At 34.1% G+C, this 25087-nt stretch carries 23 protein-coding genes; 12 read left to right on the forward strand and 11 right to left on the reverse strand.

Annotated elements, in window-relative coordinates:
* Positions 1–31: 31 nt before the first annotated feature.
* The gene (porU, locus tag BT156_RS10600; RefSeq protein WP_072409922.1) at positions 32–3940 is read right to left on the reverse strand and encodes a type IX secretion system sortase PorU; all 3909 of its coding nucleotides are present in this window, start codon (positions 3938–3940) and stop codon (positions 32–34) included.
* A 165-nt stretch (positions 3941–4105) separates the two neighbouring features.
* Between porU and gldJ the strand changes: the two genes are divergently transcribed.
* Both gldJ and BT156_RS10610 read left to right on the forward strand, forming a co-directional pair.
* Positions 4106–5707: a gliding motility lipoprotein GldJ gene (gene gldJ, locus BT156_RS10605; protein ID WP_072409924.1), complete on the forward strand. Its 1602-nt coding sequence runs from the start codon at positions 4106–4108 to the stop codon at positions 5705–5707.
* 63 nt (positions 5708–5770) lie between these two features.
* On the forward strand, positions 5771–7042 hold the full coding sequence (locus tag BT156_RS10610) for a UDP-N-acetylmuramoyl-tripeptide--D-alanyl-D-alanine ligase (RefSeq protein ID WP_072409926.1): 1272 nt from the start codon (positions 5771–5773) through the stop codon (positions 7040–7042).
* On the opposite strand, the gene BT156_RS10615 is transcribed toward BT156_RS10610, so the two are convergent.
* Complete coding sequence (locus BT156_RS10615; protein WP_072409928.1) at positions 7035–7646, reverse strand: NUDIX hydrolase; 612 nt, start codon at positions 7644–7646, stop codon at positions 7035–7037. The genes BT156_RS10610 and BT156_RS10615 overlap by 8 nt on opposite strands.
* Before the next feature lie 37 nt (positions 7647–7683).
* Here BT156_RS10615 and BT156_RS10620 point away from each other — a divergent pair, with 37 nt between their 5' ends.
* Positions 7684–8073 carry an orotate phosphoribosyltransferase gene (locus BT156_RS10620; RefSeq protein ID WP_072409929.1) on the forward strand — a complete coding sequence of 130 codons (390 nt, stop codon included), beginning with the start codon at positions 7684–7686 and terminating at the stop codon, positions 8071–8073.
* 338 nt (positions 8074–8411) lie between these two features.
* Here the strand turns inward: BT156_RS10620 and BT156_RS10625 are convergent, their stop codons facing one another.
* Genes BT156_RS10625 through BT156_RS10635 form a run of 3 tightly spaced genes read right to left on the reverse strand, consistent with a single transcriptional unit; the run spans position 8412 to position 11349 of the window.
* Positions 8412–9455 (reverse strand): anhydro-N-acetylmuramic acid kinase, encoded by a 1044-nt coding sequence (locus BT156_RS10625; RefSeq protein WP_072409930.1) that lies wholly within the window; start codon positions 9453–9455, stop codon positions 8412–8414.
* A gap of 9 nt (positions 9456–9464) precedes the next feature.
* Positions 9465–10055: an LPS export ABC transporter periplasmic protein LptC gene (gene lptC, locus BT156_RS10630; protein WP_072410101.1), complete on the reverse strand. Its 591-nt coding sequence runs from the start codon at positions 10053–10055 to the stop codon at positions 9465–9467.
* Position 10056: 1 nt separating this feature from the next.
* On the reverse strand, positions 10057–11349 hold the full coding sequence (locus BT156_RS10635) for a hypothetical protein (protein ID WP_072409931.1): 1293 nt from the start codon (positions 11347–11349) through the stop codon (positions 10057–10059).
* Between the two features lie 299 nt (positions 11350–11648).
* Between BT156_RS10635 and BT156_RS10640 the strand changes: the two genes are divergently transcribed.
* From BT156_RS10640 to BT156_RS10660, 5 genes are all read left to right on the forward strand, one after another.
* Positions 11649–12767 (forward strand): DNA polymerase III subunit, encoded by a 1119-nt coding sequence (locus tag BT156_RS10640; RefSeq protein ID WP_072409932.1) that lies wholly within the window; start codon positions 11649–11651, stop codon positions 12765–12767.
* Positions 12768–13041: 274 nt separating this feature from the next.
* Positions 13042–13668 (forward strand): TetR/AcrR family transcriptional regulator, encoded by a 627-nt coding sequence (locus BT156_RS10645; protein ID WP_072409933.1) that lies wholly within the window; start codon positions 13042–13044, stop codon positions 13666–13668.
* Complete coding sequence (locus BT156_RS10650; RefSeq protein WP_072409934.1) at positions 13652–14965, forward strand: TolC family protein; 1314 nt, start codon at positions 13652–13654, stop codon at positions 14963–14965. Before BT156_RS10645 ends, BT156_RS10650 begins: the two co-directional genes overlap by 17 nt.
* A gap of 14 nt (positions 14966–14979) precedes the next feature.
* Positions 14980–16083 carry an HlyD family secretion protein gene (locus BT156_RS10655; RefSeq protein WP_072409935.1) on the forward strand — a complete coding sequence of 368 codons (1104 nt, stop codon included), beginning with the start codon at positions 14980–14982 and terminating at the stop codon, positions 16081–16083.
* A 484-nt stretch (positions 16084–16567) separates the two neighbouring features.
* The gene (locus BT156_RS10660; protein WP_072409937.1) at positions 16568–18142 is read left to right on the forward strand and encodes a DHA2 family efflux MFS transporter permease subunit; all 1575 of its coding nucleotides are present in this window, start codon (positions 16568–16570) and stop codon (positions 18140–18142) included.
* Positions 18143–18368: 226 nt separating this feature from the next.
* On the opposite strand, the gene BT156_RS10665 is transcribed toward BT156_RS10660, so the two are convergent.
* Genes BT156_RS10665 through BT156_RS10675 form a run of 3 tightly spaced genes read right to left on the reverse strand, consistent with a single transcriptional unit; the run spans position 18369 to position 20441 of the window.
* Positions 18369–19382 (reverse strand): TQO small subunit DoxD, encoded by a 1014-nt coding sequence (locus BT156_RS10665; protein WP_072409939.1) that lies wholly within the window; start codon positions 19380–19382, stop codon positions 18369–18371.
* A gap of 55 nt (positions 19383–19437) precedes the next feature.
* Complete coding sequence (locus tag BT156_RS10670) at positions 19438–19815, reverse strand: hypothetical protein (RefSeq protein ID WP_072409941.1); 378 nt, start codon at positions 19813–19815, stop codon at positions 19438–19440.
* A gap of 17 nt (positions 19816–19832) precedes the next feature.
* Positions 19833–20441 (reverse strand): hypothetical protein, encoded by a 609-nt coding sequence (locus tag BT156_RS10675; RefSeq protein ID WP_072409943.1) that lies wholly within the window; start codon positions 20439–20441, stop codon positions 19833–19835.
* Between the two features lie 228 nt (positions 20442–20669).
* Between BT156_RS10675 and BT156_RS10680 the strand changes: the two genes are divergently transcribed.
* The 4 genes from BT156_RS10680 (at position 20670) to BT156_RS10695 (ending at position 23414) form a co-directional block, all read left to right on the forward strand.
* Positions 20670–21476, forward strand: a complete 807-nt coding sequence (locus tag BT156_RS10680; protein WP_072409945.1) for an SDR family oxidoreductase — start codon at positions 20670–20672, stop codon at positions 21474–21476.
* A gap of 150 nt (positions 21477–21626) precedes the next feature.
* Positions 21627–22556 (forward strand): helix-turn-helix domain-containing protein, encoded by a 930-nt coding sequence (locus BT156_RS10685; protein ID WP_072409947.1) that lies wholly within the window; start codon positions 21627–21629, stop codon positions 22554–22556.
* On the forward strand, positions 22546–22866 hold the full coding sequence (locus BT156_RS10690; RefSeq protein ID WP_072409949.1) for a MazG-like protein: 321 nt from the start codon (positions 22546–22548) through the stop codon (positions 22864–22866). Before BT156_RS10685 ends, BT156_RS10690 begins: the two co-directional genes overlap by 11 nt.
* Positions 22863–23414 carry a DNA-3-methyladenine glycosylase I gene (locus BT156_RS10695; RefSeq protein WP_072409951.1) on the forward strand — a complete coding sequence of 184 codons (552 nt, stop codon included), beginning with the start codon at positions 22863–22865 and terminating at the stop codon, positions 23412–23414. The genes BT156_RS10690 and BT156_RS10695 overlap by 4 nt, the downstream gene beginning before the upstream one ends.
* Before the next feature lie 128 nt (positions 23415–23542).
* On the opposite strand, the gene BT156_RS10700 is transcribed toward BT156_RS10695, so the two are convergent.
* The 3 genes from BT156_RS10700 to BT156_RS10710 are packed head-to-tail and all read right to left on the reverse strand — an operon-like array spanning position 23543 to position 25083.
* Positions 23543–24052 carry an LptA/OstA family protein gene (locus tag BT156_RS10700; protein WP_072409953.1) on the reverse strand — a complete coding sequence of 170 codons (510 nt, stop codon included), beginning with the start codon at positions 24050–24052 and terminating at the stop codon, positions 23543–23545.
* 56 nt (positions 24053–24108) lie between these two features.
* Positions 24109–24582, reverse strand: a complete 474-nt coding sequence (locus BT156_RS10705) for a hypothetical protein (protein WP_072409955.1) — start codon at positions 24580–24582, stop codon at positions 24109–24111.
* Positions 24583–25083 carry a DUF2199 domain-containing protein gene (locus tag BT156_RS10710; RefSeq protein WP_072409956.1) on the reverse strand — a complete coding sequence of 167 codons (501 nt, stop codon included), beginning with the start codon at positions 25081–25083 and terminating at the stop codon, positions 24583–24585.
* Positions 25084–25087: the final 4 nt, after the last annotated feature.

Genomic DNA, 25087 nt, shown 5'->3' on the forward strand with positions numbered 1-25087 from the left:
TGTTAATATTATTATCTATTATTATTTTAATTTATTTCAAAAGTACCATTTTTTCTACAGCTGTGGCACTTCCTTTGCATTTTTCTTGGTTTTGACTTTTTGCAAATATCTTAAAAATATACGTACCTTTTGCTACTGTTGAGCCAAAATCGTCTCTTCCGTCCCATTCTATTGCCTGACGTGGCGTTCTAAAGCCCTGTAGGAAAGGTTCTGCAACAACAGGTGTAGATAAAGTTCTTACTAATTTTCCTGTAATTGTATAAATCTGAACGTTTACATCCAAAATATCATCACAATTATGCTCAAACTGGATGTACGTTTTGTTTGTAAATGGGTTCGGCCAGTTTAATGGTCTGTTAATCACCAAGTGCTGGTCTGCTTCATCCTTAACTTCAAAGTCTAACGTAGAGGTTGTCGAATTATTGTTTATGTCCCAAACTTTAAATGTTAATTGGTGTTGGCCAATCGCTAAATTCCTGAAAGGGTAGGTTACATTTCCTTTTTGGTAATCTGCTAAACTTGGGCTCAAACATCCGTTTCCTTCTCCTGAAGCATAAAAATCATTCAAAACAACTGTGTTGATAATTTGACCGTCCAAATATACTGTAATATCGTGACCGATACCAGACCCTGTAGAATTTATTCCTGTATCATCTGTAACACATGCCAGCAACATCGGACTTTGGTTGGTAATACCTCCATTGGCGAAGTTGGTGTTATTCATGTATAATTTTACTTTTGGAGGTTCGTTGTCATTAATTCCATTAGGATTAATATCTCCAACCTGTACCGCCTGATTGTTGAATACGTCAGTCGCCTTATTATCAGCGTATCCTAAGATTCTTCCTTCTCCGATAGCATAATTAATATCTTTCGGAACGTAGAATTCTACATTAAATACTCCGTTCACCGCTGTTCCTGATGCTTTTACGATAGCACTCCCTTCTTCTGTGTAATTAAGGACCGTAAGAGTTCCGTCGTTATTTAATGTTTTCTTGTTTAATCTCTTATCGAAAATATTGATAACAACTCTTCCGTTGAAACCTGTATTAATCGTCCCGTTTGGATTATTAATATGTCCTTTCACTTTTACAAAATCAAGACCTCTGATCAATCCGGGAACCGGAGTTTCAATATTATCAATAATAAGTAATCTCTTAGGTCTGCTTAATTTCATTGCGGGGTCGCCAAGTAGATTTACCTTTAAGTGATTGGAGTCTGCTCCTTTTAGTTTTTTAGCATTTAAATGTGCATTTCCTAAAGAAACAAAGTCATCATTTACCATTTTGAAGATCTCCTTCGTATAAATATCAGTAAATGAAATACCATAACCAATACCCACGGCGCGGCTTGAAGTGATCATTGTAGAAACTCCTCCTTGTTTTAATTTAATAAACTGCTCACCTGCAGAGAATGTTTCCGGATCATCCCATAATGTAAACTCACATGTTATTGTTGATACAAATGGAAATCTACTATAAATATTCGAGAAATTATTTGAGTTCTGAATTTCATCTGTTGTCAATACTCTTTCCTGTGCCCATCCATTGATACCTCCATGTCCGAAATAGAAAAGATATAAACTGTTCCCAATATCATTAGAAATAGCCTGATTTACCTGTGGATATCTTTGTCCTCCGGCTGTACTTTGAGCCTGAAATGCATCCAAGTATAACTTTCTTACATTATATTCTTTAAGAGTAGGGCCTGTCTGTTCAAATACGCTTACCAATGCATTATTCATTGTAGTGTGGAATGGTATTGGTATAGCACTACTGTTTTCATCGTGATCATCATCCACTACAAAATCCAGCTTCATACGCCATTCTCCAAACGGAGTAGACTGACTAGGAAGACTGTTGTAATAAGCCAAAACCTTATCCATCATATTGGATGCTTCTGTCGTATTTGCCGCAGGAATCCTTCCGACAGGTAGATCGGGAAGATTACTTGTGATGAATTGAGCGGTCTGAGGCTGCGTCATTACAATATAATCATCCGTAACAAAAGAGTTTACAAAGTCTCCGGATGCTTCACTTTCATAGCTTGAAACAACATTTGAGTTATTTGAAATTCTGTTCTTATAATCATAAGATGTATCTCCTAAGATAAATACATATTTTAATTTTCCGGCCGGGGTATTCAATTTGGTTACAAAATCTCTGATTGCTGTAAGATCTCTGCTCCCGCTTCCAAATTCATTGTAGATTTTATTAATGTCTACTATCTGAACGGCGAAGTTGCTTTTAGTCTGATGGTAATTGGCCAACCTTTGAGCCTGACCCATCATTTCCGGAGTTGTAAGAATCAGATAATCTATATTTTGTAGCGATGAAAGATCCTGATTGGCAATTCTTTCAACAAACTGAGGCGTAAAAGCAGCATCTGCTCTAAATGCCACAAATTCATTATTAAAATTTTGATCACCCGTGATATATCCAAAGTTGAAATTAGTATTACCTGTTGCTTTATTTACTCTTCTGTTAGCATTGGTGATATCTGTAACGTCCCATACCTGCTCCATTGCAGATGTGTTTGCTATACTGAAACCATAGCCTGTATTGGTGCCGCTGGCAAGAGAAAAATCTCTAAAATTCATTTGGGAACCATTAAAACTTAGGTTTTCCTTGTATTGTACCTCTACATAATCCATATAGAAAGTTCCGTTAGGATTAAGCGTAATATTGGGAGTATACTTAAAAGTGATCTGATTTCCGGTTAAACCTGTCACTGTTCCTTCATATTTTATAGGGTGAAAATCATAAATATAGTTGGATGTATTAGCAGGGACAGAAAACGGAATAGGATTTTGATTGTTAATGCTGACTGTAAGAATGTCTTGCTGAGCTTTATAACCAACTGCTCTGGTTCCGTATTTTATAACATCTGAACCTTGAATAGGCGAGTTTGTATTAAGCGTAATCGTTTTTTCTGTAGTAAATGGAGCATCTTCCACCCATATTCTACCAACTTTTAGTAAGTTTTTTTGATCATTATCGATTACCTGATAGTTGTCGTATCTCGTAATTAAAGCTGTTGCAGGTAAATTGGCATCTACAGCCTGCACTCTTTTTCCGACTCCTTTGTCGAAAGTTATATAGTAATAAGCAAAGTCATCATAAATGTTTTTTAGATGATTTGCTCTGTCGTTTCTTGTTTCTACTCTCTTGAAACCATTACCGTTTCCGGTATCATATAGGTTGTATCCGGTAGGACCTTGCGCATAAAATAAAGCATAATCATTATCATTCCAAACCCCGTCATCTTCACCTACAACCTGTATGGCATTTTCTTGCAAAGCACTGTATTTTACATCCTGATTGTGTTCAGGAAGCATAATTCCGCCATTACCGTAGACTCTTAAATTTTTAGGATTTACTGAAGAAGGGTTAATTCCGTTATCCTGTAAAAACTGTCTTGTAATTTTAAAAATTCCAGACTTGTCAACCTTTATTTTATAAAAACCACCGGTTGAAAGAGGATTATTTGTTGTTCCGACTTTAGCTGCATTTCCAAAATTATTTGATAAAGATGTTTCAGAAACATCAAATGATGAAAGTCTTTGAACATTTCCTCTTGTATTTTTAAACAGAGAAACACTGATGGTGGCGTATCTTTCCCCTTCAAGATAATAATACGCTACATCTTTAACTTCGTAGTTGGGTAATAAATCTTTATTTAATTCGAATAAATCTCTGCTGGAAACACTTTCCCAAACTAGATTAGAAATTTTTAGCTGCTTTTCTCCAATTTTTTGCTTGGTTGTGATAAAAACATTATTTTGGCCATACGAAAAACCCTCATTTTTAAAGTTTGGGAGATTCAGCTTTGTTTCACCGAAATCTTGGATTTTGGCACCATCCCAATTGATGGTTGTTTTTTGAGCCCAAATCGTTGATATAAAGCTTAATAGGAATAAAAGCGTTATTTTTTGTTTCATGTTTGATTTTGAAATTTCTAAATTACAAAATAAATGAAAATTTTAGAATTAAATTGCGATACAATAAAATTAATTTGTGAACATTTTTCAAAAAAATCAAATCTTTACTTGATTTATTGAATAATTTATTTTTTCTTTGTACTTTGAAAATATTTATAATCGACTATGAAAAAACTAAAGTTGTTTTCATTAATAGCATTGAGTTCTACACTTGCATTAACCAGTTGTGGTGGGTCAGGTACCAATAAAGGCGGTGGTACTAAAAAATTTGTCAGCAAGACAGGTTGGAAGCCAAACGAAAAACAGGGTTGGTTTTTTGCAGGAAAGCAACAGAAGCAAAAAGGTTGGCCAGGAATGGTATATGTAGAAGGTGGAACTTTTACAATGGGATTAGTGAAAGATGATGTTATGCACGATTGGAATAACTCGCCTCGCAGAATGCAGGTAAGTTCATTCTTTATCGGAGAAACAGAAATTACTAACTATGAATACCGCGAATACCTTACATGGTTGAAGTATGTATTCCCTCCAAGTGATCCAAGCTTTAAGGAAATCTATAACGGTGCTTTACCGGATACCTTATTGTGGGATAACAAACTATCCAGAAACGATTTCAACGAAACGTATTTCCGTTCTCCTGAATTCGATTACTATCCGGTAGTGGGTGTATCTTGGACGCAGGCTAACAGATACTGCGAGTGGTTGTCAGACAGAGCCAACGAAAAAGCTTTAATGCAGGCAGGAGTAATTGCTAAAGATTTATACATCAATGAATCTAATAACCAGGGAGGAACTGCATTTAACATGGATAAATTCAAGTCGAATGATCCGGAAATCCAGGGATATATTAACGAAAAAAGGATGCAGCAAAAAATTGGTATAAAAAGTACCAACCAAAGATTGCTTGCTGCAAACAGAGCTCCAAACGCTGCTATGGTTACCAAATTCAGACTTCCAACAGAAGTTGAGTGGGAATACGCAGCTCTTGGTATGGCTAAAAATAGAGAATACAATCAATATAAAGGTAAAAAACCTGAAATTGAATTGCTAAGAGGTACTAAAGGAAGAGACAGAGGTATGTACCTTGAAAACTTCAAAATGGGTACTGGTGATTACTCAGGTATCGCAGGATGGAAAAATGACGGTGCTGCAAGAACTGCAGATGTTAGACAATATCCTTCTAATGACCTAGGTATCTATGGTATGTACGGTAACGTTGCTGAATGGACTGCCGATGTTTACAGACCAATTATCGATGAAAGCTTCAGTGATTTCAACTACTACAGAGGAAACATGCCTCAAGCTGTTGTGAAGAACGGAGACGGAACTTATAAAATGGTTGACGAAAGCAATATTAAGTATGATACTTTAGCTGACGGTAGATTGGTTTACAAAAACTTACCAGGTCAGTTTGAAAGAGAAACTGTTGCTGATTACAGAGACTATAGAGATGGCGACAGACAATCATCTTTAGATTATAGAACTGCAAGTGATTCTGCTGCTGGTTTCGACATGTATAATTCTCCTAAAACAAGGTTTATTGTAAATGCTAACGGTAAAGTTGTATTACAAAAAGATACTAAGGAAAGAACTTCTGCTATGAATAACGATGTTAGAGTAGTAAAAGGTGGTTCTTGGCAAGATACAGCATATTGGTTGGATCCGGGACAAAGAAGATACAAGAATCAAGGTAAAGCTTACGGATGGATCGGATTCCGTGTTGCACAGGATGCTAGAGCTAATGACAAGGCTAGAACTAGAAGATAATATTTATCAAAAATAATTTCAAAAACCTTCCAAATTATTGGAAGGTTTTTTTATTTTTGAACTATGAATATAGAACAGTTTTACTCTTTATTTTTACAATCTAACAGAGTTACCATAGATAGCAGGAAAATAGGAAAGGATGATGTTTTTTTTGCCTTTTCCGGGGGAAATTTCAATGCTGCTACCTTTGCCGAAAAAGCAGTAAATGAAGGTGCCTTGGCTGTAATTGTAGAGCAACAAGATTTTGAAAATAAAGACAAAAATATTTTCTATGTTCCCTCTACATTGGAGTTTTTACAAAAACTGGCGATTCATCACAGAAATCAACTCCAAATTCCTATTATCGGGCTTACGGGAAGTAACGGGAAAACTACGACTAAGGAAATTATTCATGCTGTACTTTCTGAGAAATACAATGTGCAATATACGTATGGTAACCTGAATAATCATATTGGTGTTCCATTAACCGTACTTTCTATTAAACCTGAACATGAAATGGCTGTTATCGAAATGGGAGCCAATCATCAAAAGGAAATAGAATTACTTTGTACAATTTCCCAGCCTAATTTTGGATATATTACTAATTTCGGGAAGGCTCATTTAGAAGGTTTTGGAGGGTTTGAAGGCGTTATAAAAGGTAAATCTGAACTGTATGATTATCTGAAAAATCACCATCAGACTATTTTAGTCAACGAAAATGATCCAATTCAGTCAGAAAAAACGGAGATTTATCAGCCTAAAATTACTTTTGGAAAAGATCATTCAGACTATAATTTTGAATCTTTTTCTGAACAGCATTTTGTAGGATTATCATATCAGAATAATAAAGCCTTATCTAAACTTACAGGGGAATATAATTTTACCAATCTTTGTGCTGCTGCGAGTTTAGGATTGCATTTCGGAATTGATTTTGAAAAAATTAAGCAAGCCATTCAAAATTACACACCGACGAATATGCGTTCTCAAATCGTTAAAAAAGAAGATAAAACATTAGTTCTTGATACTTACAACGCCAACCCGAGTTCTATGACAGCTTCTTTACACAATTTTATTACTTTTGAAGGTGCAAAAACGATCATTATTGGTGATATGCTGGAACTAGGAGAGGAGAGTGAAAAAGAACATCAAAACATCCTGAAGCTGGCTCAGGATCTTGGTTTCAATGAAATAATAACTGTCGGAGGACATTTTAAAAATATAAATTCCTCAACTTCTGCTTTTCTTAATACAGCGGAATTAATAGAATATTTAAAACTGAATACCATTCAATCAGAAAATATTCTATTAAAAGCTTCAAGAGGGATTTCTCTGGAAAAAGCGATAGACTTTATTTAGTCTTCGTATTCCAGAATTCTTTTACAATCAGTTCAATGTTTTTAAAAGTGCTTGGGAAAACCTCATTTTCTATTTGTTTGGTGTTTTTCCAGGCTACTTCGGTAATACCTTCTTCGATTTGAGGTTTTGAGGTGTCTTCTCCAAAGAAGTTCATTTCAAACCAGTGGGTACATTTCAGGATCTTTTCGCCGTTTCTTTCAATGTAAATGTGATAAGTTGTGTTGATGAAATCTACCAATTCAACATTACTCAGGCCTGTTTCTTCCTCAATTTCTCTTACGGCAGACTCTTCTCTGGACTCGCCTTTTTCCATTTTACCTTTCGGAAGATCCCATTTTCCAAGCCTTTTGATGAAAAGCATATCACCTTTATTGTTATTTACCAATCCGCCCGCAGCTTCTATTATTCTAAAAAGTTTTTGAAACTCAGCCCAGATCTCATCAATATTTTCACCAAATACATTGAGTTCTTTTACAGATGTATTCTCCAAAAGATCCAAAGCGATCTCCAAAGTTGTGAAACTTTCGTAGCTGATCTTTTTTTCGAGCTCTTCGGATTGCTTAGACAGCAATAATTTTTTTTCGTTCACAAAAACTTTATACATTTGTAATTAATTAAGAATTTAAATACAAAAATAAAAAATGAATTTAGAAGGACGAAAGATTATTGTCAATAAATCATCTAAAGAATTATCCGAAATACTAAAAACCCCTGAAAATTATAAAGATTTTATGCCGGACGGTCTTCAAAAGTTTGAAACCAGAGAAGATGGCTTTAAATTCGGGTTACAGGGAATGCCGGAAATCGCTTTAAAAATAGATGAAGTTACGGAGCAGAAAGCAGTTTTAAAGTCTGCAAGTTCGAGTTTAGATTTTGCTTTAACGGCAACTTTAAACCCAATCAACGAAAATCAGACTGAAGTACAGATGCTTTTTGAAGGAAAATTCAATCCATTTATCAAAATGATGGTAGAAAAACCTTTACAAAACTTCATCAATACCTTAACGGATAAGATTGAAGCTTATAAATAATATAGAAAACCTTCAGTAATGGAGGTTTTTTTATGCAATGAAATTTGAAAATCATGATTTGCAGATCCGTTAATAGAAGTTTCCTATTGATAATTAGATATTGCTGATTGAATAATATGATTTTCTCATTCAATAATAAGAATTTACCATGCGTTATTATATATTGACTATTCAATAATAGGATTTTACCATGCGTGTATTTAATTTACCTATGTAATTATAGAAGTAGAAGATTAGAGAAAAGACTTTTACTATGATGATTTTAAGATTTCTTCTGGGTTATTGAATATTGTAGGTATGATAAATAAAGTTTTTTCTGAAAAAATTATTCTTTATTTTTAAGCAAAGACTCCTGAACTATGATCGAATGAACTTCCTGTTGCAGAAGCAAGCACATTAATCTCATTATTAAGCCTTAAAACACCCATAAAAGCAAAGATCAGTGCTTCTTTATAGTCTATGATTTCTCTTTCAGGAATAATGATCTCAGCGGTAGTTTTTTCTTTAATTTTCTCAATTAAATAAGTATTATACGTGCCGCCACCCGTAAAGAGGATATTTTTTAATTTATTTTCATTAATGACTTTAGAAATTTGTTGAGCTATATGTTCTGTACATGTCGCTAAAACATCAATAGTTTCAATATTCTCGAACAAAGAGAAAATGTTTTTGTTACACCATTCAATTCCTAATGATTTTGGATGAAACTGTTGATAGAAATCTAATGAATTAAGTTTTAATAATAATTCGTCATTAATTTCCCCTGTTTTCGCAAGATCTCCGTTTTCATCAAAGCTTTTATTGAATTTTTGAACTAATTTATTCAATACGATATTAACAGGAGCGATGTCAAAAGCTATTCTTTTATCATTAATTTTTAACGAAATATTAGAAAAACCGCCTAAATTAAGACAAGCGTTGTATTGAGAAAACAACAATTCGTCACCAATCGGAACTAGTGGTGCGCCATTTCCACCCATCAAAACGTCCTGAGAACGGAAATCGTAAATTACAGGTAAACCGGTTTCTATTTTAATGGCTCTTCCGTCTCCAATTTGTAGGGTGAATTTTTTTTGAGGCTGATGAAAAACCGTATGACCATGAGAAGCGATCAGATCAATATTTTTTAATTCAAATTTTTGAATGAAATCTTGAGTAAGTTTTCCTAAATAAAAACCGTATTCTGAATGTAATTCTAATAATTCTTCTGCAGAAAGGTGAATCGAATTACGGAGTTTATCTTCCCAGATTTTAGGATAAGGAATTGTCTCGGCCTTTATGATCTGAAAACTCCAGGTTTCCTTTTTTTCGAATGCTGCATAGCAGATATCCAGGCCATCCAGGCTGGTTCCAGACATTAATCCTATTGCATGCAAGATCATAGCAGGTATTTATTTTTTAGATTCGGATAATTTGGTTGTGCTGAAATTCCCTGAATTTTTATAGAAAGTATATTCAGAAAAGTCATCTTTAGCAGTCATTCCATTGGCTCCGATAAGGGTAGATCCGTCTTCCATCGTTACAAAAACGGTATCACGCGTAAATATTCTTTGTTTTTTCTGATCCCAAAAAATACTCTGCATGGCAAATTTTTGTCCTTCGTTTGTGGTAATTCTTACGTCACCTTTTGCTTCGTAGAATTTTTTATATTCAAAAATCCGGGCATATTTTGCGGTGATTCTTCCGGGAATTTTAGGCTTTTTTTTGTCGAAAAATTCTATATTAATTCCTTTTCTAGCGACAGTATACGGGCTGTCTATCAATTCATATTTTTCGATCATAGGAGCGAGTGCTTTCATGCTTATAAAACCGGAATCTCTTTGAACAATCTTAGCATTGTGAATGATTGTAGAAGGAAAATTTTTGCTTTGAAGACCTTTGGATTTGGTAAGATCTTCTTCACAGGATGTCAATACAAAAAATATAGCACAACTAAAAAGGTATGCTATATTTTTATATGATATGTTTTTTATAAACTTCATTTTATTCAAGTAAACGCTTTCTGAACCACTTATCAGCAAAATTGAAACCAACCTTTAAGTTAACATAATTCTGATTAATCAGGTTATTTTCAAGGGTTCCTCTTTTTCCGACTTCTAAGCCAAGTTCAAGACCGCTCATTCTTGTTATGCTGCTTGTTTTGAATGGAAGAAGTACTCCGGCAGAAATACCAAATTTATTGATGTTTGTTCCTGCAATTTTGAGACTTCCTTTTTCATAAAAAGCACCATATCTGTAGACAACTCTTGAGAAATAATTTCTAAAGTTGTTGTAGTTTGGTAAATACCAACCTCCGGCAGAAATTCTGTAAGAATCCTGTAGATCTAAGCTTTTTCCAAAATAAGTAATTGATTCTCCTTTTTTATAGTCTACCTGGCCGGAAAGGAACCACTTGTTCTCCTCACCATATCCTACACCGACAGACGCCTGTAATGGTAAAAGGTTTTTAGAGCTTGTACTTTTTTCTTCAATAGGAGTACCTTCTCCAGCTTTTACATCTCCGGTAGTGTAATAATAAGTACTGTTTTTATAGTCAGTCATCATATTACTTGTGTTCCCGAAAGTAGTAGTAGCACCAATGGTAAGCTTACGGTCGTTACGGGTATCCAGTTTTTGGTAACTTGCTCCTAACGTAAAGTTGAAGTTTTTAATACTGTTTTTAGTTTCATAACCGTTGATCAGCTCAGCATTAGAATAAGCAATTTCGTTCGTATCATAAAGATTACCGAAGTAATAATTAGCTCTGGCTCCCACAGAGAACTGATCTGCTACTTTATAAGATAATGCGATCTGTGCAGCATTCAATGTACCTGTTCCTCTGAATCTGTTGGCTATGGTTATATCATTTCCCATGTCGTCTTTTGCGACTGTAGAATTTAAGATATCATAGCTTTTAGAGCTGTACGGCTGATAAGAAAGTCCCATCTTCACCTTTGGTGACAAAGGAAATGCCAAAGAAATATTAGATAAATACGTAGAATGTTTTGTAGACTTCGTATTATTATAATCAGTTTTGAAATAATTATTTTCGTTGGTAGCTTCCAATTTTATACTTGTAAGCTCGAAATTAGCATTATTTGCAGGGTTTGCGAAGTTGAAACTACTCGTAAAGTCACTTATATAAGCTGTGGAGATCCCTCCCATAGAAGCAGTTTCAATCGTATTATCATATTTTACATCTCCAATTCCGTAAGTTGCATAAGGTGAGTTACTCAGACTCTGCGCATTAAGGAAGTATCCAACTGATATGAATGATAGTACAAAGATTTTTTTCATTCTTTATTTTTAAAATAATGCGCAAATATCTTAAATATTAATGAATTGTAAAAATTATATGAGGTTAAAGTTTGTTAAGGGTGAAATATAGTGAATTGTCAATGGTCAATTAGCTTTACTGTTAATCTTTTAAATTATTTATGAAAAGTTATCAATGATAAATAATCAATTAATTTCGTTTTGATTTTTTTGACATTTGAAAAATTCATCGTTGTCTTGCAAAGCAGGATTTAATTAACCTTATCTTTTAATGTAAAATTGACGAACCATCAAATTACAATTTTCTTTATCTTTGGGACATGAATTGGGAGAACATTGCCGGACAGGAAAATCTGAAAAAACTTCTTAAAGACAGTATCGCTGAAAACAGAGTAAGCCACGCCCAGCTTTTCATAGGAAAAGAGGGTTACGGAACGCTTCCCATGGTTTTGGCGTATGCAAAGGAAATTTTAAAAGGTGAAAACGAGCACGCTGCATCAAAAGTGGAACATTTAAATCACCTTGATCTGCATTTCAGCTTCCCGGTTTTTACGGATAACAGAAATTCTTTAAGCAAAAATAAGTTTGAAGAATTCAGAGAAATGATCATGGCTTCACCTTATGCAAGCTATGATGACTGGACAGCTTTTCTTGAGTCTGAAAATAAGCAACTCTTTATTTCTGCGGATGAAGTTGATGATCAAAATCAAAAATTTTCTCTTAAAAGTTTTGAAGGCGGAACTAAAATTCTGATTGTCTGGAGAGCAGATAAAATGAATACTGCTGCTTCCAACAAGTTCCTGAAATTTTTAGAAGAACCTCCTGCAAAAACAATTATCCTTCTTACAGCCGAAGATATTAATGATATTCTTCCCACGATTCTTTCCAGAACGCAGGTTGTGGAGATCCCAAGAATTAATGATAACGATATAGAAAATTATCTTAAGAAGAATTTCTCTGTAACTGATGAAAAGGTAAGAGAAATCGTTCACCAGGCTCAGGGAGATTTGAATGATGCCCTCAAACTTTTAAACTCAGGAAATAAAAGCGATGAGTTTGAGAAATTATTTGTTCAATGGGTTCGCGATGCATTTATGGTAAAAAAGAAACCTGAATTCCTTAAAAGCATCATTCTTTGGGCAAGAGAGATCGCAGGCTGGAACAGAGAAAAACAGAAAAACTTTCTGAATTACTGTTCTGAAATTTTCAGATTAGCCTTGCTTCAAAATTATCAGTCGGAAAGTCTGGTGTATAAAAAAATTGATGCTAATGGTTTTAACTGGGCAGGATTTTCAAAATTCATCAGCGGAGCGAATATCGAAAGTATTTTGGACGAAATTTCAACTGCCGATTTACATTTAACCCGAAACGGAAATCCTAAGATAATCTGGACAGATCTGGGAATAAAATTATCAAGATATATTCATAAGAACTCATAAATAATAACTCTGGCTTAATGGTCGGAGTTTTTTATTATTCACATTATATTTTTTCTTGTCGGCTACGTTTTTAGGATAATTTTAATCAAAATGAATAATTCAATAGATATAATTAATAATATTTTATTCATATCAATTTAAATTTATTTAACAGAGATCTAATGCTATCCAGCGAGTTATAGTAAGGAATATTAAATTTTAATTAAATAATCAATCAATCGTTTGATTTATTAAAAATCTTGTGTAAATTTGCCCCTTGAAAAATGAGAGTATAATGATTTCAAAAGAAGAAAATATATTGTTTGCTGCTGAAAAGCTCTTTGCTGAAAAGGGTTTTGAAGGAACTTCCACCAGGGAGATCGCAAAAGCCGCGAATGTGAATATTTCTATGATATCTTACTATTTTGGTTCTAAAGAAAAACTATATGAAAAATTAGTTGAATACAGAATGAATGAAGGGCAATTCTTCTCCAAAGATATTTTGGAAAGAACCGACATCAATGAATGGGAAAAAATAGAAAAAATAGTAGATCAGTTTGCAGGAAGGATAAGACATCAAAAATGTTTTTACAGAATCATGCAGAGAGAGCAGCTACATGCAGAAAACCCTCAGATCGTTGAGTTTCTTAAACAAACGAAAATGGGTTTCATTGCAATGTATTCAAAGATTTTAGAAAGTGGTTTAGAGAAAGGTATCTTCACAAAAAATCCTCCTATTTATCTGCTTCATACAACAGTGAGTGGGACATTATTCTACGCATCCAATGCTAAAGAAATGTATAAAGAATTTTTAAATGATACTGAAGATGAAGAGGTTTTTGATGAAAAATATTACACGGAACTCAATAAACATATTAAATATATACTAAAAGACCTTTTAGGTTATGAAGAGAATAAATAATTCAGTTATTGCACTTTCTCTATTTATAGGAATTGCAAACATAAATGCTCAGGAGAAAAAACAACTCACCCTCGATGAAGCTGTGCAGTTGGGAATCCAAAACAGCAAGAGCCTTAAGATTGATGCAGCTAAAATAGAAGAAGCTACAGCTGATCTTTTGGAAGCAAAAAACAGACAACTTCCTGAATTGAAAGTTTCCGGAAGCTATATGTATCTTCCCATTAAACCAACGATTGATCTAAAAATTCCTGGTGTTTCAGCAGCAGCAGGTCCGGAAGTACATCAGGTAGCTTATGGATCTGTGAATCTTAGTGTTCCGATCTACAACGGTGGAAGAATTAAATATGGTATTCAGTCTGCGAAATATTTGGTGGAAGCATCAAAATTAAGCACAGAAAATGATAAAATAGCCATTGCTTACAACGTTGCTCAGGCTTACAATAATTTGTTTAAAGCGAATCAGTCTATTAAAGTTTTAGAAGAAAACCTTACTGCTTCTCAAAAAAGAGATGAGACTTTTCTTAAACTAGAAAATAATGGAGTTATCGCTAGAAATGACCGTTTAAAGGCAAACCTTCAGACTTCAAATATCGAACTGCAATTATTGGAAGCAAAAAACAACTATAATATTGCCAACATCAATATGGATCTTTTATTAGGATTGCCTGATAATACAGAAATTGAAGTTGATCAAAATTATATCGACGAAGGTTCTGAAGTAAAAGCAGTTGATTTTTATGTAAACGAGGCAAGAGAAAACCGTAAAGATTTACAGGCTTTGGCTCAACAGAGAAAAGCTGCTGAGTTGGGATCAAAATCGGCAAAAGCTGAAAATCTTCCTTCAATTGCATTTACGGGAGGCTATGTAGCTGCGGATATTCCGAAATTCCTTACCCTTTACAATGCGGTAAATGTGGGAGTTGGAATTTCTTATAATCTATCAAATCTTTGGAAAGAGAATTCTTCATTAAGACAGTCTCAGGCAAGAGAAAAACAGTTAGCTGCCAACAATGAATTATTGAATGACAACATTAAGCTTGATGTCAACAGAGAATATCAAAACACAGATTACTCTAAAAAGAGAATCGCAGTGTATGAAAAAGCGGCTGAACAGGCTAATGAAAACTACAGAATTACAAAAAATAAATATGACAACGGTTTGGCTACCATGACCGAATTATTGGATGCAGACGCAGCACAGATCTCTTCAAATGTTGGAGTTATTAACGCAAAAGCAGATGCAGCATTGGCTTACAGAAAACTATTACAAACTACAGGAACTTTAACAATTAAATAAGATTAAGACCAAAAATGGAAAATAATAATACACCAGTAACTGAACCTAAAAAGAAAAAGAGTTTAGTTTTCCCAATCATTTTAGCGGTTGTCGTAGTAGTGGGAGGGATCTACGGATACAGAACATATTCTTACGGACAGACTCACGAAGAAACTGACGATGCTCAGATCGCTTCTAACATGAGTCCTGTGATCTCTAAAGTTTCAGGATATGTAACGCAGGTAAAAGTAAAAGATAATCAGTTTGTTAAAAAAGGAGATACCTTGGTTATTCTTGATAACAGAGATCAAAAAATGGCTTTGGTACAGGCTGAAGCAGCTTTAGCGACTGCAAAAAGCAACATTTCAAACGCTCAGGCAAGCACTACAGCAACATCTAAAAATATAGGAAGCTCACAAGCAGCTGTTACAACGGCAAATGCTCAAATCGAAGCTGCAAAAGTAAACGTTTGGAAAACAAATCAGGATTTAAAAAGATATTCTGTTTTGGTAAAAGACCACTCGATCACAGAACAACAATATGAGCAGGCTTTGGCTGCAAAACAATCTGCAGACAGACAATTACAGGTTTTAGTTGATCAGAGAAATCAAATTGCTCAACAAACCGGTATCGCTTCTTCTCAGACGGCTGCAAGTTCTCAACAGATCAGCGTTGCAGGTTCAGTGGCTAAGCAAAGAGAAGTTGACGTAGAAAATGCAAGATTGAATCTTTCTTACACCATTATTCTTGCTCCGGAAGACGGATTTGTTGGAAAAGTTCCAATTCAGGCAGGACAGTATTTACAGGCGGGATCTCAGTTATTCAGTTTAGTTAAAAATGACCAAAAATGGGTTGTGGCCAACTTTAAAGAAACTCAGGTTGACAAAATGGTAGAAGGTCAAAAAGTAAAAATCGAAATCGATGCTTTCCCGGACACAGAATTTGATGGGGTAGTAAGTTCATTCTCTCCGGCTACAGGTTCTACATTCTCTATTCTTCCTCCGGATAACGCGAGTGGTAACTTCGTAAAAGTTGTACAAAGACTTCCTGTGAAAATTGACTTTGTAAAACTAGATCCCAACGTTGCTAAAAGGCTAAGAACAGGGATGAACGTGAAAGCCGAAGTTACTTTGAAATAATATTTAAATAAGTGGATTGTCAATTTTGCAGAAGCAAGTCAATTGTGAAAAGAAAATGATGCAGTAAAATTGATGATGAAGTTTGATGCCGATCTTGTGGAAGGATTCAGTGATGAAGAAGGAAATGAGGTGATGAAGATGGTTTTGCAGATGGAGTTCAATGTAGAAGTATAATGAAGCAGAAAGCTGACAAAGAAGTTGATATCGGTTTTGTAGATGAAAATCAATGATGAAGTTGGAAATGAAGGAGTAAAATTGACAATGGAGTTGATTAATAATTGACAATTCACTTTTAAAAAATAATTAAAAATAATAAGGAATTAAGGGATTTAGAAATTGATGCTTGATTTGAATTATTTAATAACTAAATAATTTATAGTCGAGCTTAATAAAGAACGAAGTTAGTTCGTAAAAATGCTTGTTCTTATTTCTAAAATTTCTAAATCTCATAATCTCTTAATTTTTTAGTACCTATAAAAAAACTATGGAAGATTCATTAGTAGAATATGGAGCCCGAAGAGTGATCATTACGATCACGGCTATTCTTTGTGCTTTGCTTGAAATTGTGGATTCCACGATTGTGAACGTTGCCCTGAACGAGATGAAAGGTAACCTGGGATCTACACTTTCTGAAGTGGGTTGGGTAATTACGGCGTATGCCATTGGTAACGTAATTGTTGTACCGATGACGAGTTGGCTTTCTCAGCAGTTTGGACGAAGAAATTACTTTGCAGCTTCCATTATCATTTTTACCGTGTTCTCGTTTTTATGCGGTAATGCAGATAATATTTGGGAGTTGGTATTCTTTAGATTATGTCAGGGAATTGGGGGTGGAGCCTTACTGGTAACATCGCAGACCATTATTACAGAATCTTATCCGATTGAAAAAAGAAGTATGGCTCAGGCTATTTATGGTCTGGGAGTAATTATTGGCCCAACATTAGGTCCGCCATTAGGAGGTTATATTGTTGATAATTTCAGTTGGCCATATATTTTCTATATTAATATTCCAATCGGGATTGCAGCAACTTTAATGACATTACAGTTTATAAAAAGTCCGAAATATGCTGAAAAACGTAAAGCTTCAGATGTAGACTGGTTAGGAATTGCTTTATTGGCAGTTACCGTAGGTTCATTACAGTATATCTTAGAAAGAGGTCATGAAGAAGACTGGTTTGCAAGTGGATGGATTGTAGCATTCACAGTATCAGCAGTTTTAGGATTTATATTATTCCTCTGGAGGGAACTTACCTTCAAATATCCGATTGTAGAGCTGAGAGTTTTGAAAAACAGTAACTTAAGAATCGGAACGGTCATGTCCTTTGTATTAGGATTTGGGTTGTACGGGTCAACATTTATTGTTCCTTTATATACTCAGAGTATTTTGGGATGGACGGCCTTAGAATCCGGAGCATTAATGATTCCGGCGGCATTAACAACCGCTTTCATGATGCCAATTATTGGTAAATTGCTTTCAAAAGGAGTAAAACAGCAGATTTTGGTTTCTTTAGGATTATTTACGTTCTTCGTTTATAGTTTCTGGGGATATAAAATATTGACTCCCGACACCGGTAAAGACGCATTTTTCTGGATGTTGATGGTAAGAGGAGCCGGATTAGGATTATTATTTATTCCGATAACCTCATTATCATTAAGTACTTTGAAAGGTCAGGAGATTGGTCAGGGAGCAGCATTTACAGGGATGATGAGACAGCTGGGAGGATCTTTCGGGATTGCGGCCATCACAACATTTATTGCGAATGCCAGTCAGAAATACAGGGTTAATTTGGTCTCGCATTTAGATTCCAATGACTTTGATGTCCAGCAAAGATTGGCTGGATTAAAAGCAAGTTTCATGGCGAAAGGGATGACTCCCGATGCCGCAATGAATGCGGCTTACAAAATGCTTGATCTTACGGTCACAAAACAGGCAACGGTGTTGTCTTATATGGATGTTTTCCTTTATTTAGGAATTGCCTTCCTAGTTTGTATTCCGTTTATCTTATTGGTAAAAGAACGAAAAAGCAAAGAAAAAATAGATTTAAGTGGTGTACACTAAATGATATTTAAATAAATACAAATCCTCCGAAATTTTCGGAGGATTTTTTTTGTAAAAGACTTTTTTGCAGAAAAGAAGATGCTTCGACTCCGCTCAGCATGACATCGCTAAAAATTTACTGTTAGAATAATGCAGTTAGTATTAGAACTGTCATGCTGAGCGTAGCTGAAGCATCTATCTTAGTAATCTTAACGACTTAACTAAAACCTTAAGGGTTCAAAACCTACTATTTAATCCTCGCCGTCCATTCAATCCCACTAATATCAATTAATTTCAACGTATGAATCTCATCTTTTTGAGCAAGAATCTCATTAATTTTAATGGTTAAATCAGCTTTTGCCCCAAGAGGAATAATCAAACTATGTTTACCATTTTTCACTTTGGCTACATAATGATTGTTGATATTTTCTTTTGAAAATTTTGAAAGTTCGGTTCCATCTAATGCTTTTAAAACATCTCCTTTTTCATTTAAAACTTGTATTCCGATTAGGAAAGAACCATATACATCCACACCTTCAGTTCTGTAAACCTCAAACTTTAAATCTGAATTTTTAAATGAAATATTAGAGATTTCAATCTTTGGTTTTACCGATTTATTATGCAAAGTTCCCCAAACTCCACCATGAAAATACTGATTAGTATAAAGTGTAAGCCCGAAAATAAAAATGGAACCCGTCAATACAAAAAGCTTAGGATTTACAATAGGAAATGTGCCTGATCCCATCCATTTGAACCATTTTTTCTGAGTGAAATTAAAATCTTTTTTCAAGAAATAATGATCTAAAGAATAAGAACCGCTTCCTGTTAAAAATAAAGTAAATCCGCCCGCAATTCCCAGAACTCCGATCTGCCATTCATCCAAACAAGTCGTTCCTATCCAGCCCGAACCTAATAAAATTCCCATGGCAAGACCAAAAATCCCGATGCTCATTAATCTTGTGAATAAACCTAAAATAATAAGTAATCCTACCACCGCTTCAACAATGGTAAAAGTCACCATCGAAGAATGCAGAGCTTCCGGATGCGTTACCAAATATTCGATAATCGGTTTGATGCCTAAGGCGTTGGGTAAAAAATGATTGAATTTTTCTCCGATATATCCTGCTTCATCAGGATCGAGTTTATTTTCGAGAACGAGTCTGCGCCAAAAGGCTGAGAAGTAAGTCCATCCGATAACCATACGGATCGACAACGTATATAAACCAGCCATATCAGTAAGCTGATTGGTATTATTTTTCATTAAATTGATATTTTACTGAATAATTGATTGTTAAAAAATGATCTTAGAACTGAATCTAAACCAAATTCAACCTCAATTGTTTAAATAAAATATATTTTGGCGGACTGTTTCCGCTAGTCGTTCCGGAATATTTGTTTTGGGAAACTGTATCCTCAGAAAAATTTAAAACTGAGTTTAATTTAAAAGAAAAAACTTCATTAAACTTGAAATCCGCTTTTGAAATTGAAGTTTTTGAAGAGAAATTATGATGAACAGTATCACAATTTGCCGTTGGACTAACCGTTGTTTTTACTTTATTTAAAGTACTGAGATGCTGAATATCAAAAATCCCCAAAACATCTCTTTTTACAGAACATGGCGATAATGAAAAAGCCAAAAGCAGAATAACTACAATTGTTTTATAAAAATTAATATATGTTCTGGTGATTGGCATCTTTACAAAACTACGGTTTATTTAATGAATATTTTAAAGTCATTTTTTAATAAATCTAATAGTTCTTTAAATGAAATTAATTCATCGACGTTAGGGTATGTTTTTAAATAAGATTCAGGATTAGAATATTCAATCTCATTTTCTTGTTTACCATTTTTAATTTTCACATAATATGAAGATCCGTCTAAAGAACGACTCACGGAAGTTGAAGAAATAATTTTTCCATCTTCAATTTCGTATTTTTTATTTTTCTTTTTTAATTTGTATTCAAAAGCCTCCCACTTAGGTAAATGAATGATATCAGTATCTAGAATCTGCATCCAAATTAATTCAAAATTTTTCAATGAATTTAATTTAGATTTTCTTGTTCTTATTTTGATTTCACCATTATTATTTTTTGAAGCAACTGTTTCATAAAATTCGGCTTTCCAGTTTTCTTTATTATCTTGATAAAATCTGAATAGCTCTAAACCTGTCGAAATAGCATATTTTTTATAAACCCTAATTTCAATGGTATTGAATTTTAGGTTTTCGATTTTCAAAATTTTATCATATTCCTGAACAGTTTGAGATGATAAAGTCTGTATTGAAATAATTGTTAAGAATAATAAAAGTCGTGTAATCATTTTTTTAGTTATCAGTTATATAGCCAAACCACCCTTATCAATCTGATTTTTGTGATAAATTTTACTTAACTCTTGTAAATAGGTGATGATTATTCAATCGCTAAAATACTTATTTTTCTTATGTCTCTCAAAATATGTTTTTTTCGTCAAAACAGCTACAACCAAACTCAATTTGGCTACTTTTAAGTCCTGACTTCTGAGCAACTTTGCAGTATAAAATTTACTATAATGCAAAAAACAATTTTTATTACAGGAACTTCATCAGGCTTAGGAAAGACAACAGCAAAATTATTTCAAAGCAAGGGATGGAATGTTATTGCAACCATGAGAAATCCAGAAGCCGAAACAGAGCTTACCCAACTGGAAAACGTGACAGTTTTGAAACTTGATGTTGCCAATCCGCAAGAACTTAAAGAAACAATCGATTATATTCTTAAAAACTATAAGGTAGATGTAGCCTTAAATAACGCCGGATACGGTTTGGTAGGACCTTTGGAAGCTTTTACGGATGATCAGATCAAATTGCAGATTGAAACCAATTTGATGGGAGTAATCAGAATTACGAAGGCTTTTACTCCTTATTTCAGAGAGAGAAAAGAGGGTATTTTAATCAATATTACTTCAAGTTTTGGATTAATTGGCTTTCCGACATGCTCTATTTACAGCGCAACAAAATTTGCTGTTGACGGATTTTCAGAATGTATGGGGTACGAATTAGCCCAATTTGGAATTAAGGTAAAAGTAGTAGCACCCGGAGGAATACAAACCGATTTTGCCGGGCGTTCTCTTGATGGAGCGCAACATGAAGCTTATCAAAAATTAATGCGTAAAGTTCAGGAAGGATACAGCCCGGAGCAGGTTGCAAATTATTCAACACCGGAAGCTATTGCCAATGTTATTTATGAAGCGGCCACAGACGGAAAAGATCAATTAAGATATGTTGCAGGAAAAGACGCCAACACCTTATATAACGAAAGAGCTGAAATCGGAGCCGAAGCTCAGGTGCAGAAAATAAAATCGGATTTTATATTCTAAAAGATGAATAGTCAATTGTCAATTCGCTTTGCTAGTGAATTTATTGAGCATTTTAAAATTGACCATTAACAATTCACTTGCGAAGCAAAATTCACCAATAACTTTCTCTACTGACAAACGGTTGTCACAATCTCAACTTATATTTGTACTATGAAAACCAGTCAATCACCATTTCATTTTCGATCTTTGTCGGTTTTGCATGAAGCAATGGGCATTTCGGCGCCGTTGCATCCTTTGATCAGTATTATTGATTACGGAAAAACACGTTTTGATCCTAAAACGTTTGAAAATGGAACAAAATCGGATTTCTATAAAATCTCATTTAAAACAAAATTCAACGGTAAAATTCGTTACGGACAGGGATATTATGATTTCGAAAATGGTGGAATGTCTTTCGTTTCGCCTGGTCAGATCCTCAGAATGGATAATGAAGAAGCCGATTACAGCGGAATGTCTTTACATATTCATCCCGATTTTATCAGACCTTATTCTTTACTGAAGAAAATAAAAGACTATACTTTTTTTTCCTATTCTGCTGCGGAAGCTTTGTATCTTTCTGAAAAAGAAAAGAAAACGATTTATGATATTTTTGAAAATATTCAGAATGAATTGAATGAGCGGATTGATCAGTTCAGTCAGGATGTTATCATTTCTCAGATAGAATTGTTGCTGACGTACAGCAATCGTTTTTATAACCGACAATTTATCACCAGAAAATCTGTCAATAATGATTTATTGTCTAAAATGGAAGGTCTTCTGAATGATTTTTTCGATAATGAAAAAGGAATAAAAGGTCTTCCGACTGTTGAATTTGTAGCATCACAACTCAACCTTACACCAAGATATTTGAGTGATATGCTTCGCCATCATACAAGGCAGAATGCACAACAGCATATTCATGATAAATTGATAGAAAAGGCTAAAGAATATCTTTCGGAATCTCAATTTTCGGTTTCTGAAACGGCTTATCAGCTTGGTTTTGAGCATCCGCAGTCTTTCAGTAAATTATTTAAAAAGAAAACAGAAATTACTCCCAACGAATACAAACAATCTCTTCAAAAATTTAATAATGAATCATAATAATTTAGATAAAATCATACAACGCTCTTTAGAAATAAGAGAAAAATATCATCAGCTGGAAATTCAGCAAAATGGTAAAGAATGGACTTTAGAACAAGACGCTTTAGCTTATCTTACGGATGCAGGATTGGTGGGACGAAATGTAATGTCACATGAAAAAACATGGACAAAAGCAAACTCCAGAGAAGAACTTGAATATAAATTAGGCGAAAATATCTGGTGGCTGATTATCTTAGCAGACCGAACCGGAATTGATATCAGAGAAGCGTTAGTAAAGTTTTTAACGAAAACAGAAAATATATTACAATGAGTTATTGTTCAGCCATAGCAGGAATGCAGCCCGAAAGCCGAAAAGAGCTTCACAAAAATTACCATGATAATCATTACGGATTTCCCATTCATGATGATAATGAGCTATTTGGAAGATTAATTATGGAAATTAATCAGGCTGGACTAAGTTGGGAAACAATTTTAAAGAAAGAAGAAACTTTCAGAAAAGCTTACAATAATTTTGATATTCAAAAAGTAGCAGCTTACACAGAACAAGACCGTGAAAGACTTTTGGCCGACCCCGGAATTATCAGAAATAAATTAAAAGTAAACGCTGCGATCGAAAACGCTAAAACCATCATCGAATTACAAAAAGAATTCGGGTCATTCGAAAAATGGCTGGAGCATCATCATCCAAAAACATTACAGGAATGGATGAAAATATTCAAAAAAACATTCAAATTCACAGGTGGTGAAATTGTGAATGAATTTCTGATGAGTATTGGATTTTTAAAGGGATGCCATGACGAAAGCTGTCCTGTATTTCAGGATGTTCTAAAACATGATCCGATGTGGAATAAGATATAAAGTTATTGAGATGCTTCGACTTCGCTCAGCATGACATCGCTACAACTATTCTGTTAAAAGTATACGGTTAGTATTAGGAATGTCATGCTGAGCGGAGTCGAAGCATTTCACTAATTTTTATTAATAATCTACTTCAAACTTCTCACCGTGACATCAGGCGCCTGTCCCTGTGGAACAATAAAAATAGCATTATCACTAATCGTATCTCCCTGATCAAAATAATAACTTCCTATCACCGGAATAATACTATTGGTGTATTTTCCGGATTTATCGTAAGCATAATAAGTTACATTGATCATTTGAGCTTTCATTTTCAGTTCTATCTTTTTTGAGGTTAGTTTTGCTCCTGTTGCGTTGATGCAGTCTAATTCTACAATTCCGATATTGCTGACAATTTGCGGAGAAGAAGACAATCTGATATTATAAGATTTATCTGAAGTATTTTTTACAGTTGCCGAAACTTTGTAGCGATCATAGGGTTTTCCGCCAGCTTCAATACTTTCTTTATTGGTAATATTAAAAGTGACGCTCATGCCGTTGACATCTACAGTCTGACCATCAGTGATTTTCTGAGCATTAACAAAAGTTCCGAAACCTATGCTTGTAAGCAGGATGAATAGAAAGATTGAGTTTTTCATAGTTAATATTTTGTGTATTAAAATTACGAAAAAATTATGTTGAAATAATTTTGTTTTCAATTAATACATTTCTCATTAAACTTTTGTAAATCGATAGCTTGATCTTGAAAATACTCTTTAAATTGATTTGAAATTTTTTCATCTTTGAATTTAACGATAGTATATCCGCTGTCATATGCTACAATTTCAAGAAATGATTCTTCAATTAAAAATTCATTATGCTTCCATGCTTTTTCATCTTCTGCGGATAAATTTGAAATACAGTTAATATCTAGTTGAGTGTTTTTAGGAACAGCAGAAATAATTCCCCAGATTATTTGGGTTCTAGATTGATAAAGCGTTTCAAATTCTTTACTATTTAAAACAAAATAATCTTTATCAAAATTAATAGGTATTTCATCATCAGACATAAAATCTAAATTTGTTAGAACCCAATCGTAATCAATAAGATCTTCCCAAATTGGTTTTAAAACTTCATAAAGATTAGTGTGTAATTTTACAATTTTTGTGCTTCTGATGATCCAATTCATTTAATTTCTATTTAAAACAACATCAATTCTCCTTTCCGCTTCCTCTTTTGAAATTCCACTATAAAAATCATTAACAAAAGAGTGCTCAAAACTTTCATGAGGATAAACAAAAGGGCGTCCTACTTTATTGTTGACAAATACGTCGGTTGGAATACTTTTTTGAAAATCATAGTCTGGAAGGTAATTTGAGAGCCATCCGAAATATCCTCCTTCAAAATCTTCATTGTCATAATTCTCAACGTATTCATTAAAGCTTTTCTCGCTTAATGAAACCCAAATTCCATATTCAAGATCTTGGCAATTGTCATTGACTTCCTGTACGAGAACTGCTCGGATAAAGTAGCAGGTTTCATCAGAATATTTTATGATGCATAAATCTGAGGTCAATTCAGAATTCTTCAATTCTTCTTCAGACAATTGAAAATATGAGTATGGAGCGGAATAGGCTATTGCAGGCCAATCTTCTTTTTCTTCGCCGCAGCATTGGCAGATGTATTTCATTTTA

Origin of the sequence: Chryseobacterium limigenitum (assembly GCF_900114875.1) — a bacterium.
Classification (GTDB): Bacteria; Bacteroidota; Bacteroidia; order Flavobacteriales; family Weeksellaceae; genus Chryseobacterium; species Chryseobacterium limigenitum.